This window comes from Brevundimonas sp., from assembly GCF_016463485.1.
Lineage (GTDB): Bacteria > Pseudomonadota > Alphaproteobacteria > Caulobacterales > Caulobacteraceae > Brevundimonas.
The window spans coordinates 1-12,213 of record NZ_JAEMRD010000102.1 but is presented as its reverse complement, the minus strand read 5'-3'; the positions used below and the strand labels follow the sequence as shown (position 1 = coordinate 12,213).

Genomic DNA, 12,213 nt, shown 5'->3' with positions numbered 1-12,213 from the left:
TTGCGCAGCGATGGGGAGGGGGACCACGAAGTGGTGGAGGGGCTCTGTCCGCGCCCACCGCGTCTGGGGTGAGAGCCCCTCCGTCACGGCGCAAGCGGCGCCGCGCCACCTCCCCGTACGACAATCGGCGAACGGGGAGGAGACTCATGCTTACCCCTTCAGCAGCGCCTCCAGATGGCTCAACCACCGCCGCCCCAGCCGCAACGCTTCCGCCGGCGATCCCGTCTGGGTCGGCAGTGTGGCGTCCCACAGGCTGAGTTCGAACTCGGGATGGCGGGCGTCCGCGAACATCAGCCGCAGCGTCACCTGCTCGGCGTCGGGGGCCATGACGTCCAGCGCCTTCCTGGCCTCGCCCCGCCGGATCCGGGCCAGGACGTGTCCGTCGACGATGACCTCGCCGCCCTCGACCTCGTCGAATGCATAGACCAGCCCCATCGCCCCCCGGTTCCACAGCACCGCCACCTGGCCGCCGTCGAAGTCCAGACCCGCCGCCCGTCCCTGGGCCGGCGACAGGGCCTCGGCCTCGGGCACGGCCCCCAGCGACTTCAACATGGCCCGCCGCAGCCGCCGCTCGGGCTCCATCCACCAGTTCAGCGTCAGGGCACCGGTGGTCAGGGCCGCCGCCGCCAGGCCGACCAGCAGGATGACCCGCAGCGCCTCTTCCATCAGACGCCGAGGTCCAGGTCGATCACCACCGGCACATGGTCGGATGGCTTGTCCATGTCGCGGGCGTCGCGGTGGGTCTCGATGCCCCGGAACCGGTCGGCGGCCTGGGGTGACAGCAGGTGGAAGTCGATGCGGATGCCGTTGTCCCTCTGCCAGGCTCCCGCCTGATAGTCCCAGAAGGTGAAGGTCCCCGGCGGCTGTTCGCCCAGCTCTCCGGCCTCGGACAGGCCCAGATACTTCATCGCCCGGAACGCGGCCTGGCTTTCGGGCATGAACAGGGCGTCGCCGACCCAGTTCTGGGGGTTCTTGGCGTCGGCCGGCGTCGGGATGACGTTATAGTCCCCGCACAGCACCAGCGGCTCCTCATGGGCCAGCAGATCGACCGCATGGGCCCGCAGCCGCTCCATCCACGCCAGCTTGTAGGGAAACTTGCCCGTCGCCACCGGGTTGCCGTTGGGCAGATAGATGGCCCCCACCCGCACCGGCACCGGGGCCTCGATCACCGCCTCGATATAGCGGGCCTGGTCGTCGTCGGTGCCGTCGGGACCCGCGCCCTCAGGCCCGGGCAGGCCGCGCCGCACGTCGGACATCGGGTGTTTCGACAGGATGGCCACGCCGTTGTACGACTTCTGGCCGTGGGTCTCGATATTGTAGCCCAGCCGCTCGAAGTCCTCGCGCGGGAATTTCTCGTCGACCGTCTTGATCTCCTGCATGCAGACGACGTCGGGGTTCGCCGCCTCAAGCCAGGCCAGGACGGTCGCCAGCCGGGCGTTGACGGAGTTCACATTCCAGGTCGCGATACGCATGGCCGAAGGCTAGGGCGAGCCGCCCTGTCGGACAAGGCGGCTCGCAGCAGGATCGATGCGGATCAGTTCCGGTTGGCGGCCAGGGTGCAGCCCCCGCCGATGCCCGCCGCCTGGGCGCAGGGCAGGACCTGCTGGACGGCCATGGCGTTGTCCAGCCGCGCCACATAGCCGTCACCGGCACCGCATCTGGTTTCGTAGAAGGCACCCTGGGCGTTGGCACCCATGTAGCGGACGTCGGTCACGTCGCAGGCGGCGGCCGAGGTCCCCGCCAGCCAGGTCCGCACCGTGGCGGCCTGTTCGTCACGGGTGGTGAAGCGGCAGGCGTTGCTCTGGGCGGCGACCTTGACGCAGGGGGTCAGCATCCAGCCGGCGCTCGCCTTTTCGATCCAGTAGCCGTCGGCTCCGGTGCACCCGACCTCATAGACGGCGTTGCCCGCGACCGAGGTGCCCGCCATGGCGGCCTCGTCGATGTTGCAGCCGACACCGGCTTCGCGCGCATAATTGGCCACCATGCCGCTGATGTTGCGATTGGCGCTCAGGGTGCAGACGACGGGCGTTGCCGCCGGATCGGCGCGCAATGCCATGTCGGCACGGCCCGCGATGGTGATGCAGTCGGTGACCGTGGGCGGCGACGAAGCGCCGACGACATAGCCCATGCCGGTCCCGCAAGAGACCTCATAGACGGCCTGCTGCTCGAAGTTGTAGCCCATCAGACTGGCCTCGACGACGCGACAGTCGACGTTGGCGGTGTTGATCTCGGACTGCGCTGCGGACACGACCTCGTTGACCGACGGGTTGCGGTTATAGACGCCGTTGCGATTGCGCTGGCGGTCAAGCCGGGTCGGGGTCACGGCGGTCACCGTTGCGGACATGGGGTCGGTCAGCTTGGTCGAGAAGCTGCGGGCACCGGTCGCCAGGCCGCCGGGTCCGACGATCTGACCATTGCCGGGAGTCTGTGCCGCCGCCGCCGACGTCGTCGCCAGCATCAGGGCACCGCAGAGAACCCCCGCAATTCGCTTCCAGTGAGCCCGCATGACCGTCTCCAATCGTGTCCGAAAGGAGGCACTGTGGCCCCAGACCGCCCCGGGTGCAACCCAGAGGCGGTCACGCCCTCGTGACGCTCTTACTGGGCGGGAGCCGCGGCCGCCGGGGCCGCAGGGACCACGGTCAGTTTGCAGCCGCCGCCGATCAGTTGGGCGGTTTCGCAAGGGTAGATCTGCTGCACGGCCATCTCTGTGTTGAAGCGGGCGATCAGGCCGTTCCCGGCGGCGCATTTGGCTTCGTAGAACGAGCCGTTGGCATTCGCGCCCATCAGGCGGGATTCACTGACGTCGCAGGCCGACGCGGCGCTCGGGGCCAGCCAGCCTTTCAGCGTGGCCGACTGTTCGGCCGGGGTTGTGTAGCGGCAGGTGCCGCCGGCCGAGGCGATCTGGAAGCAGGAGGTTTTGGTCCAGCCCGATGCGGCCTTTTCGATGCGGACGCCGTCCACGCCGGTGCAGCCGATCTCATAGACCAGGCCGTCGGCCTCGGACTTGCCGACCGCCGAACCCGCGTCGATCGTGCAGTTCACGCCGGCTTCGGCGGCATACTGTTTGATGACCTTCAGGACGTCCTTGTTGCCCTCGATCTGGCATTGCAGGCCGACGTCGGCGTCAGGGTCAGCGGCGCGGGCCATGTCGGCCTGGCCGAACAGGGCGATGCAGTCGACGGCCTGGGGCGGGGTCGATCCGATCAGGACCAGGCCCGGACCGGTGGCGCAGGCGACCTCATAGGCGTTCTGGCCCTCGCCGATCTGGCCGCGCAGGACGACCTCGGTGGTCTGGCAGGTGCTGTTGGTGGCGGCGATCAGGGCGTCGGCGGCGGCCTTGTTCTGTTCCGGGGTCGGAGCGGCCGGAGCCCGGCTGTTGCGGTTCTGGCGCTGCTGGCGTTCCTGCCGCTGCTGGGCCGCGTTGGTGACCGCCTCCTGGGTCCGGGCCGCGACGGCCGGGTTTTCCTGAGCCAGCGCCGGAACGGTGCCGAAAACCAGGGACAGGGCGGCGACGGCCGCCGGAACGAATCGAGTGAACACGAAGGCGGCTCCTGACGGACAGCGGGTACAACTTTGCGGAGCCATGCCGGGGCGATGTGGCGGGGTCAAGGCGGACGTGAGCCCTCCGGTGGCGAAACTTGCGCGTCGGCTTACCCCGGGTGATCTGGACGACGCCGAACCCCGGGCCTAAAGCTTCGTTTCGATAGGAGACGGACTTGGCCGACGGCGCAGTCATCACCACCCAGGACGGCACGGTCGAGGCGGGTGCCGGGAACCGCGGCCTGACCTATCCCCTCGGCACGCCGCCTGAGCCGGGCGAGGCGGTCCAGGCCGCGCCGGGCGTTCTGTGGATGCGGCTGCCCCTGCCGATGTCGCTGAACCACATCAATGTCTATGCGATCGAGGACGGCGACGGCTGGGTCCTGGTCGACACCGGTCTGAACACCCAGGCGTCGCTTGAGGCCTGGGAGGCGGCGCTGGCGGGACCGCTGCAGGGGCGGCCGATTACGCGGGTGATCTGCACCCACATGCACCCTGATCACGTCGGCATGGCCGGCTGGCTGTGCGAGAGGACCGGCGCACCGCTGCTGATGTCCCGGCTCGAATACATCACCTGCCGCCTGCTGGTCGCCGATACCGGCCGGCCAGCGCCGGAGGAGGGGGTCCGTTTCCTTCGCGCCGCCGGTTGGGACGAGACGCGGATCGAGACCTGGCGCCGGGAGTTCGGTCGCTTCGGCAGCGCCGTCTCGCCGATGCCGCAGAGCTACCGGCGTCTGAGCGAGGGTGATGACGTGGCCATCGGCGACGGCGTCTGGCACGTCGTCATAGGCAACGGCCACTGCCCCGAACACGTCTGTCTGTGGCGTCAGTCGGACGGCGTCTTTATTTCGGGTGACCAGATCCTGCCGCGCATCTCGTCCAACGTCTCGGTCTGGCCGACGGAGCCGCTTCAGGACCCGCTGGCGGACTGGCTGACGTCACTGGACAAACTGCGGGGCCTCCTGCCGACGAACACCTTCGTCCTGCCCGCCCATGGCGAGCCCTTCACCGGCGTCCACACCCGGCTCGACGCGCTCAAGCGGGGACACGAGACCGGCCTGCGCCGCCTCGAACGATCCCTGCGGACTCCGAAACGCGCCATCGACGTCTTCTCCAGCCTGTTTGCCCGCCCGATCGGCGATGGGGTGTTCGGCATGGCCACGGGCGAGAGCCTCGCCCATCTCAACTGCCTCGAAAATCGCGGCCTCATCCGACGCGACCGTGACGCCGACGGCGTCGACTGGTGGGTCGCCGTCAATCCTCAACCCCTCGAAGCCCCGGAACCCGACGCATGAGCGACCCCATCCGTACAGACCTGGCCGACGGCGTCCTGACCGTCACCCTGGCCCGTCCCGAGAAGAAGAACTCGATCACTCAGGCCATGTATTCGGTCCTGGCCGAGGCGACCAACCGCGCCCGGACCGACGACGCCGTGCGCGTCATCCTGTTCCGGTCCGAGGGCGACAGCTTCTCGGCCGGCAACGACATCATGGACTTCATCGCCATCAGTCAGGCGGGCGGCGGCGGCCAGATGATCGAAGCCCCGGTGTTCCAGTTCCTGCGCGCCATGGCCGATCTGGACAAGCCGGCGGTGGCTGCGGTGCGGGGCCGGGCGGTCGGAATCGGCCTGACGCTTCTGCTCAACTGCGACCTGGTTGTGGTCGCCGAGGACGCCCTGCTGTCGGTCCCCTTCGTCAACCTGGCCCTGGCGCCCGAGGCCGCATCCTCGATGCTGCTGCCCATGGCGATCGGCCATCAGCGCGCCTTCGAGATGTTCGCCCTGGGCGAGGCCATCGACGGCAAGACCGCCTTGGCCTGGGGTATCGCCAACCGCTGCGTACCCTCCGCGGAGGTCGATGCGACCGCCGCCGCCCTCGCCGCCAAGGTGGCCCAGCGCGCGCCCAACTCGATCAAGAAGACCAAGCGCCTTATGCGCGACGCCGACGCCCTGTGGGCCCTGATGCAGCGCGAGGGCGAAGCCTTCGGCTCCCAGATGTCCAGCCCCGAAGCCATGGAAGCCTTCATGGCCTTCACCCAGAAGCGGGCGCCCGATTTCAGTAAAGCTGGCTGAGCGTCATCAAGCCTTGCCTTGAACCCGCCGCCCATTGCGATTAGCAGGCGCGCCTCATGTCCGTCGCCGCCAACATCCAGCCGCTCGTCCTCGCCCCCGAGCTGCCCCGCGACCGCGCCGAGGCGGACGCCCTGATCATGGCCGCCTTCGGCCCCGGCCGCTATGCCAAGACTGCCGAGCGGGTCCGCGAGCGCGCCCACATGGCCGCCGGCTTCGTGGCCCGCGACGGGGAGCGGCTGGTCGGGTCGGTCCGGCTCTGGTCGATCGAGATCGAGGGCCAGCCGGCACTGTTCCTGGGCCCCATCACCGTCGCCGCCGACGACCGCAAGGCCGGTTTGGGCGCCGATCTGGTCGCCGCCTGCGTCGACTATGCGAAACGCTGCGACGTCGCCGGCATCCTGCTGGTCGGCGACCTGTCCTATTTCACCCGTTTCGGCTTCGAGCCCGCCCCGGCCGTCCACCTCGAAGGCCCCGCTGACCCGCGCCGGGTGTTGTGGTTGCCGGTGACGGGCCCTGCCCCGACAGGGATCGCTCGGCCGGTTTGAAGGATCGCTTCAGGCCGCGATCGGCTCGACCCTTATCCGGTCCTGATGACTGCGCGCATTCGACAGATCATGCGCGGTCTGCATCCTCAGCAGAGTGTCCGCACTCAGGCCGAACGCCTTCTCGAAACGTATGGCCATCTCCGCAGACAGCCCCGCGCGACCGTTCAGCAGCCCGCTCAACGCCTGTCGCGTCACGTCCAGACGCTGCGCCAGATCCGTCACGCTCAGCCCGCTGGGTTCGACCACCTCATCCCTGAGCCATGGGCCGGGATGGATGGCGAAACTGGAATGAAGCTTGATGGCCATCAGTGATAATCCTCCAGGTCCAGGTCTTCGATCGCGCCATCGGCATTGACCGTGAATGTCATCCGCCAATTCCGCGTTACCGTCAGCGCCCAGGTTCCCGCCCGGTCACCCGTCAGAACGTGAGCACCGTAGTTCGGCGGAATTCTCAGCTCCCCGACCTCGGCGATGGCTGTGAGGTAGGCCAGCATCCCGCGCAATCGAGGGATCAGGTCTCCAGCCAGCCCCTTGGGCGCGCCGGTCTCTACAAAGCGCCGCAAAGCTTTGTGACGGATGCTTTCGATCTCCACGCGGGAACATGGCGCGAGATGCTGGTTTCGTCAAGCGTCGCTTGACGCATTACGCATGATGACGCAGCCACCCTCTGCGCCTAAGTCATTGCCATGACCGACACCCCACCCTCCGGAGGCCTCAGCGCGATCACCGCCGCTGCCAAACAGGCACCCGGCCGCGGCCTGCCGCCCGTGCATCTCTGGCACCCGGCGCATTGCGGCGACATCGACATCGTCATCCGCGCCGACGGGACCTGGATGCACGAGAACTCGCCGATCGGACGCAGGGAACTGGTCCGGCTGTTCTCGACCGTCCTGCGGCTCGATCCCGACGGCTATCATCTGGTCACCCCGGTCGAGAAGATGCGGATCACGGTCGAGGACCTGCCGTTCCGCGCCGTGGCGATGGAACGCCGGGACGATGCCCTGGTCTTCACCACCGACGTCGGCGACGAGGTCACGGCCGACGCCGACCACCCGATCACGGTCGAGACCGACCCCGCCACCGGCGAACCCGCCCCCCGCATCCATGTCCGCCGGGGGCTCGAGGCCCGCATCGTCCGCACCGTCTTCTACGACCTGGTCGAGATGGCCGAGGTCGTGGACGGCCGCCTGACCGTGACCTCCTGCGGCCAGGCCTTCCCGCTCGGTCCCGTCGGAGCCGGGGTGGAATGAGCGCGGCCGGTCCCCTTCGTGATCTCAAGGCTCGCCTGACCGCCGGCCTCGATCCGGTCGAGACCTGGAGTCCCGATCGCCGCCCGGTGCGTTCTGACTTCGATCTGAACCCGGACCGCGACGTCGCGACCTTCCCCGTCATTTCGCCCCTGCGCCCCGCCGCCGTCCTGATCCCCATCATCGCCCGTGCCGAGGGGCCGACCGTGCTCCTGACCCGGCGCTCGGACACCCTCAGCAGCCACACCGGCCAGATCGCCTTCCCGGGCGGTCGCCTCGACGCGGGCGAAACGGCGATCGAGGCGGCCCTGCGTGAGGCCGACGAGGAGGTGGCCCTGTCGCCGTCCGTCGTCGAGGTGCTGGGCCTGGCCGACACCTATGAGACCGGCACGGGCTTTCGCATCACCCCCGTCGTCGGCTGGCTGACCGAACCGCCCCGCCTGTCGCCCAGCGCCGACGAGGTCGCCGAGGTGTTCGAGGTGCCGTTCGACTTCCTGATGGATGTCGCCAACCACCGCCGCGACCACTACGACCCCGAGACCGGCCCGCGTCGCTGGTACTGGGCCATGTCCTGGCAGGAGCGCTACATCTGGGGGGCCACGGCGGGCATCGTCCGGGGCCTGCACGCCCGGCTGCACGGCGAATTCCAGGCCGGCGAGAGCGCCGCATGACGCCTCTCGCCGACCAGCCCTGGCTGACCCGCCCGGCCACCCGCGCCGTCATCGCGGCTCTGGAAGCCGCAGGTGGAGAGGGCTGCGTCCGCTTCGTCGGCGGTTGCGTGCGCAACAGCCTGATGGGCCAGCCCGTCGACGACATCGACCTGGCCACCCGGCTGGAACCCGAGGCGGCCATGAAGGCTCTCACGGCCGCCGGGCTCAAGGTCGTGCCGACCGGCCTGGTCCACGGCACGGTCACCGCCGTCTCGGGCCGCGCCCCGTATGAGATCACCACCCTGAGGCGCGACGTCTCGACCGACGGCAGGAACGCCACCGTCGCCTTCACCGACGACTGGTCCGAGGACGCCCAGCGCCGCGACTTCCGCCTCAACGCCCTGTACGCCGACGGCACGGGCCAGGTGTTCGACCCCACCGGCCATGGCGTCGAGGACGCCCGCGCCGGCCATATCGTCTTCGTCGGCGACCCCAAGACCCGCATCCGCGAAGATTATCTGCGTATCCTGCGCTTCTTTCGCTTCTTCGCCTGGTACGGCCAGGGCGAACCCGACGCCGAGGGCCTCGCCGCCTGCGCCGCCCTCGCCGACGGCATGGTGCGGTTGTCGGCCGAGCGGGTGTCTCGCGAACTGCTGAAGCTCCTGCGCGCCCCCGATCCCCGCCCGGCGGTCTCCGCCATGGCCTCCTCCGGCGTGCTGAGCCAGGTTCTGCCCGACGCCGCGTCGCTGGAAATGTTCGAGCGAATGGTGGCTCTCAGCCCCGATCCCGTCCTGCGCCTGTCCAGCCTGCTGCCCGCCGACCCGCAAACGGTCGAGGCCGCCGCGCGCGCCCTTCGCCTGTCCAACCCCGACCGCCTGCGCCTGGTCGCAGCGGCTTTCGGCGAGGTCGATCTCGATATGACCCCGCCCGCCGCCCGCGCCCACCTGTACCGACTGGGACGGGAGACCTTCCGTGACCGGGTCCAGCGCGCCGCCGCCCAGACCGACCGGCCCACCGCCGCCACGCCCTGGCTCGACCTCGCCGACGCCTGGCCCATCCCCCGTTTGCCGGTCGGCGGGCGTCAGGTCGCGGCTGCGGGCCTGCCTGCCGGTCCCGACACCGGCCGGGTGCTCGCCGCCTTCGAGGAAGGCTGGATCGCCGACGACTTCCCGACCGAGGGCCACACCGAACGTCTGGCCCGCGTCATCGCCTCTCTGAACGCGTAAGCAGCGTCACCACCGGCCGGTGGTCCGACCCCGTCGGCGGCCCCAGTTCCCGCCCGACCAGGGCCAGGTCCGGGCTGCGATAGACCTGGTCGATGGTGATCCCCAACGGCGAGGGCAGCGCTTCAGGCCACGTCCCCGGCCAGCCCGGGGCCGGGATCAGTCCTATTTCGCCCCTGATCTGCCGCCCGATCCGCGCGCTCGACACGCTGTTGAAATCGCCCGCCATCACCACCTGGTCCTCCAGCCCCTGCATCGAGGCCTCCAGCGCCATGACCTGGCTGATCTGCCCCCACTGGAATTGATAGGGCCACGGCCGGGTCAGGTGGACGGCGAACACCGTCACGGGCCCCAGCGGCGTCTCCACGACCGCCGCGACGTGATTCATCCCGCCCCGCGCCTCGACCTTCCTGACCGGCCAGCGTGAAGCGATCACCGTCCCGTCCACCGCATAGGCACCACCGGTCTCGACCACCCGATAAGGCTGGCTCGGCAGTAGCCGGTCCAGGTCGTCCAGCATGGGCACCGGCGTCTCGATCAAGACCACCACATCGGCTGCGCTGTCCGCCACAGAGGCCCGGATCGCCCCGGCGTCCCGGTTCCAGACCCACAGATTGGCGGTGTACAGCCTCACCACCGGCGCGCCCGCCTGAGGCTGGCCCTTTGACGGAAACCACTGAGGCGTACCCGCCGCCAGCAGCACCAGCCCGACGACGGCCCCGACCCCCGCCGCCACCCAAAGCCGCGCGATCAGCGTCACGATCAGGATCGCCACGCACACCGCCATCGCAGGCCCGGTGAATTGGGCCAGGATATCCACCCACCGGTGCCCGATCCCGCTCAGCGCCGCCGCCCCGATCATCAGCGACGGCCCCAGCGACAGGACCATGGCCCCCGTCACGATCTGGCGGACAGTGGGGAAGGCCGGCCTATGCACGCTCAGCCTCATGCGCTTGATTTCCTCGTGAACGCGGGTCGGTATGGGGCGTTACAGTCGCCGCCGCCTCGGCCGCGATGAAGGAAGATACCATGGCCCGGCGCACCATCGCGGATATCGAGAAGATCTGGTCCAATGTCGAGGGCGTCAAGAAGCTGTCCGACCGGGTCATCGGCATCGGCCCCTTCGGGCTGGGTCTAGACGCCCTGCTGACCTGGGTGCCGGTGGTCGGCACCGTCTATACGGTCGGTACAGGCGGCTGGCTGATCCTTCAGGCGATCCGGGCCAAGGCCTCGCCTGCGACCCTGGCCCAGATGGCGGCCTATATGGCCGTGGATACCGCCACGGGCACGGTTCCGATCGCCGGCGACGTCGTCGACACCTTCTTCCCCGGCCAGTTGCTCGCCGCCAAGGCCCTGCAAAAGGACATCGCCTCCACCCACTGGGTCGAGGATTCCGAAGGGGCGGCCCGTGCCTCGGGCGATCATGACCGGCATCTGGAGACCGTGCGCGGCGATCGGAACCTTCGTCGCGTCGTCTATCTGCACGACTGAGGTCATCCGCAGGCGGATGCTTGCCGTAGCTATTGCCGATCGGTTCGTCGCTCGGGCGCCTTGGCGGCCGCGCGCGGTCCTGACAGCCGCGAGCCGGTCAGCGGGGAGGCCTTCAGAGCCCTTCCATGGGCCTCCCCGCAACCCTCATCCGGCTTGTCGGCGGCCTCGAAGTTTCAAACCTCAGCCCACCAATCCCTTGCCGCACAAGGGATTGCACCGTCGAGACCCCTTCCGACGCGCCCAGGTCCGCCGCGCCCCCAGACTGATCTCCGACAGCAACGGAGATCGTCATGGATACCAGCGCCCGCCTTGGGCTTGCCTATCTGGCCGCCGGCCAGCTTCAGAAACACGTCACCCTCAACGAGGCCCTGACCCGGCTGGACGCCCTCGTCCAGTGCGCGGTGATCAGCGATACGACGACGGCCCAGCCCGCCGATCCTGAGGACGGCGACCTCCATATCCTGCCCGCCGGTTCGACGGGCACCGCCTGGTCGGCCTTCGACGCACACGACCTCGTCCGCTTCGAGGCTGGCGGCTGGGCCGTGGTCGCGGCGCCGTCCGGCCTCGTCGTCTGGGTCGCGGATCAGGCCCGGCTGGTGGTGCGTACCGCCTCAGGCTGGTCGCCGCTTGGTGAGCAGCTCGGCGCGGTCCAGGCCCTGACCCGGCTGGGGATCGACACCACGGCCGACGCTACCAATCCCTTCGCCGCCCGGCTGAACAAGGCCCTGTGGACGGCCCGGTCGTTGTCCGACGGCGGCGACGGCGACCTGCGCCTGACCTTCAACAAGGACACGGCGACCGACGTCGGGTCGCTACTGTTCCAGAGCGGCTATTCGGGTCGCGCCGAACTGGGCCTGATCGGCGACGACGACTTGTCGCTGAAGGTCAGCGCCGACGGCTCGACCTGGCGCGCGGCCATGACCGTGGACCGGGCCACGGGCGCGGTGGCCTTTCCGTCCGGCGGCGGCCGGGTCGAGACCACTGTCCTGACCGCGAGCGGAACCTGGACGGTCCCCACATGGGCGCGACGCATCGAAGCCGTCGCCGTGGGTGGCGCGGGCGGCGGTGGCTCGGGTGCTGCGGGGGCGAGCGGTTCGGCGCGCTTCGGTGGCGGCGGCGGTGGGGCAGGGGGTGTGTCGTTGGGCCAATGGCGCACCGCAGACCTCGCAGCCACCCTGGCCATCGTCATCGGCACAGGCGGCACGGGCGGGGCCTCGGTCATGTCCGGCAGCGGTGCGACCGGTGCTGACGGGGGCGCGACCACGATCTCCAGCTCTGCGACGGTGATCCTGACGGCCCTGGCCGGTCGAGGCGGTGCGGGTGGTGACGGGTCGGCCGGTCCGGGCGGTGCGGGCGGCTCTGGCGTACCCGCTGCCAATCCCGGCGGCGACAGTCGAACGGATGCCACGGCCGGGGCGGGACAGGCCCTGCAACGCCCCGACGGCT

15 protein-coding genes are annotated in these 12,213 nt (G+C 69.6%); 8 read left to right on the top strand and 7 right to left on the bottom strand.

What is annotated here, in order from left to right; translation table 11 throughout:
- Positions 1–150: 150 nt before the first annotated feature.
- The 4 genes from JHC99_RS13440 to JHC99_RS13425 all read right to left on the bottom strand — a co-directional run bounded on the left by JHC99_RS13440 (position 151) and on the right by JHC99_RS13425 (position 3,540).
- Positions 151–666, bottom strand: a complete 516-nt coding sequence (locus JHC99_RS13440) for a hypothetical protein (RefSeq protein WP_292154894.1) — start codon at positions 664–666, stop codon at positions 151–153.
- Entirely contained in the window at positions 666–1,472 is an 807-nt protein-coding gene (xth, locus tag JHC99_RS13435) for an exodeoxyribonuclease III (RefSeq protein ID WP_292154893.1), read from the bottom strand. Before xth ends, JHC99_RS13440 begins: the two co-directional genes overlap by 1 nt.
- 62 nt (positions 1,473–1,534) lie before the next feature.
- A complete protein-coding gene (locus tag JHC99_RS13430; RefSeq protein ID WP_292154892.1) occupies positions 1,535–2,506 on the bottom strand; it encodes a hypothetical protein in 972 nt (323 codons plus the stop codon).
- A gap of 89 nt (positions 2,507–2,595) precedes the next feature.
- The gene (locus JHC99_RS13425) at positions 2,596–3,540 is read right to left on the bottom strand and encodes a hypothetical protein (protein ID WP_292154891.1); all 945 of its coding nucleotides are present in this window, start codon (positions 3,538–3,540) and stop codon (positions 2,596–2,598) included.
- A 176-nt stretch (positions 3,541–3,716) separates the two neighbouring features.
- Between JHC99_RS13425 and JHC99_RS13420 the strand changes: the two genes are divergently transcribed.
- Genes JHC99_RS13420 through JHC99_RS13410 form a run of 3 tightly spaced genes read left to right on the top strand, consistent with a single transcriptional unit; the run spans position 3,717 to position 6,156 of the window.
- Positions 3,717–4,835, top strand: a complete 1,119-nt coding sequence (locus tag JHC99_RS13420; RefSeq protein ID WP_292154889.1) for an MBL fold metallo-hydrolase — start codon at positions 3,717–3,719, stop codon at positions 4,833–4,835.
- Positions 4,832–5,611, top strand: a complete 780-nt coding sequence (locus tag JHC99_RS13415) for an enoyl-CoA hydratase (RefSeq protein WP_292154888.1) — start codon at positions 4,832–4,834, stop codon at positions 5,609–5,611. The genes JHC99_RS13420 and JHC99_RS13415 overlap by 4 nt, the downstream gene beginning before the upstream one ends.
- Before the next feature lie 56 nt (positions 5,612–5,667).
- Positions 5,668–6,156 carry a GNAT family N-acetyltransferase gene (locus tag JHC99_RS13410; protein ID WP_292154887.1) on the top strand — a complete coding sequence of 163 codons (489 nt, stop codon included), beginning with the start codon at positions 5,668–5,670 and terminating at the stop codon, positions 6,154–6,156.
- 9 nt (positions 6,157–6,165) lie between these two features.
- On the opposite strand, the gene JHC99_RS13405 is transcribed toward JHC99_RS13410, so the two are convergent.
- On the bottom strand, positions 6,166–6,462 hold the full coding sequence (locus JHC99_RS13405) for a HigA family addiction module antitoxin (protein WP_271146622.1): 297 nt from the start codon (positions 6,460–6,462) through the stop codon (positions 6,166–6,168).
- Complete coding sequence (locus JHC99_RS13400; RefSeq protein WP_292154886.1) at positions 6,462–6,749, bottom strand: type II toxin-antitoxin system RelE/ParE family toxin; 288 nt, start codon at positions 6,747–6,749, stop codon at positions 6,462–6,464. Before JHC99_RS13400 ends, JHC99_RS13405 begins: the two co-directional genes overlap by 1 nt.
- A gap of 93 nt (positions 6,750–6,842) precedes the next feature.
- Here JHC99_RS13400 and JHC99_RS13395 point away from each other — a divergent pair, with 93 nt between their 5' ends.
- From JHC99_RS13395 to JHC99_RS13385, 3 genes are read left to right on the top strand one after another with little or no spacing between them, the layout of a single operon-like run.
- On the top strand, positions 6,843–7,406 hold the full coding sequence (locus JHC99_RS13395; protein WP_292154885.1) for a DUF1285 domain-containing protein: 564 nt from the start codon (positions 6,843–6,845) through the stop codon (positions 7,404–7,406).
- Positions 7,403–8,074 carry a CoA pyrophosphatase gene (locus tag JHC99_RS13390; protein WP_292154884.1) on the top strand — a complete coding sequence of 224 codons (672 nt, stop codon included), beginning with the start codon at positions 7,403–7,405 and terminating at the stop codon, positions 8,072–8,074. Before JHC99_RS13395 ends, JHC99_RS13390 begins: the two co-directional genes overlap by 4 nt.
- Positions 8,071–9,279 (top strand): CCA tRNA nucleotidyltransferase, encoded by a 1,209-nt coding sequence (locus tag JHC99_RS13385; RefSeq protein WP_292154883.1) that lies wholly within the window; start codon positions 8,071–8,073, stop codon positions 9,277–9,279. The genes JHC99_RS13390 and JHC99_RS13385 overlap by 4 nt, the downstream gene beginning before the upstream one ends.
- Here JHC99_RS13385 and JHC99_RS13380 read toward each other — a convergent pair.
- Positions 9,257–10,225 carry an endonuclease/exonuclease/phosphatase family protein gene (locus tag JHC99_RS13380; protein WP_292154882.1) on the bottom strand — a complete coding sequence of 323 codons (969 nt, stop codon included), beginning with the start codon at positions 10,223–10,225 and terminating at the stop codon, positions 9,257–9,259. The two genes, JHC99_RS13385 and JHC99_RS13380, sit on opposite strands and share 23 nt — an antisense overlap.
- A gap of 80 nt (positions 10,226–10,305) precedes the next feature.
- On the opposite strand from JHC99_RS13380, the gene JHC99_RS13375 reads away from it, so the two are divergent.
- Positions 10,306–10,767: a DUF4112 domain-containing protein gene (locus JHC99_RS13375; RefSeq protein WP_292154881.1), complete on the top strand. Its 462-nt coding sequence runs from the start codon at positions 10,306–10,308 to the stop codon at positions 10,765–10,767.
- A gap of 290 nt (positions 10,768–11,057) precedes the next feature.
- A partial coding sequence (locus JHC99_RS13370; RefSeq protein ID WP_292154879.1) for a DUF2793 domain-containing protein occupies positions 11,058–12,213 on the top strand: 1,156 nt, incomplete at its 3' end.

Excerpts from the sequence above, each read along its gene's own strand:
- JHC99_RS13440 (WP_292154894.1), bottom strand. The coding sequence starts at position 666 with ATGGAAGAGGCGCTGCGGGTCATCCTGCTGGTCGGCCTGGCGGCGGCG.
- xth (WP_292154893.1), bottom strand. The coding sequence starts at position 1,472 with ATGCGTATCGCGACCTGGAATGTGAACTCCGTCAACGCCCGGCTGGCG.
- JHC99_RS13430 (WP_292154892.1), bottom strand. The coding sequence starts at position 2,506 with ATGCGGGCTCACTGGAAGCGAATTGCGGGGGTTCTCTGCGGTGCCCTG.
- JHC99_RS13415 (WP_292154888.1), top strand. The coding sequence starts at position 4,832 with ATGAGCGACCCCATCCGTACAGACCTGGCCGACGGCGTCCTGACCGTC.
- JHC99_RS13410 (WP_292154887.1), top strand. The coding sequence starts at position 5,668 with ATGTCCGTCGCCGCCAACATCCAGCCGCTCGTCCTCGCCCCCGAGCTG.
- JHC99_RS13405 (WP_271146622.1), bottom strand. The coding sequence starts at position 6,462 with ATGGCCATCAAGCTTCATTCCAGTTTCGCCATCCATCCCGGCCCATGG.
- JHC99_RS13395 (WP_292154885.1), top strand. The coding sequence starts at position 6,843 with ATGACCGACACCCCACCCTCCGGAGGCCTCAGCGCGATCACCGCCGCT.
- JHC99_RS13390 (WP_292154884.1), top strand. The coding sequence starts at position 7,403 with ATGAGCGCGGCCGGTCCCCTTCGTGATCTCAAGGCTCGCCTGACCGCC.
- JHC99_RS13385 (WP_292154883.1), top strand. The coding sequence starts at position 8,071 with ATGACGCCTCTCGCCGACCAGCCCTGGCTGACCCGCCCGGCCACCCGC.
- JHC99_RS13380 (WP_292154882.1), bottom strand. The coding sequence starts at position 10,225 with ATGAGGCTGAGCGTGCATAGGCCGGCCTTCCCCACTGTCCGCCAGATC.
- JHC99_RS13375 (WP_292154881.1), top strand. The coding sequence starts at position 10,306 with ATGGCCCGGCGCACCATCGCGGATATCGAGAAGATCTGGTCCAATGTC.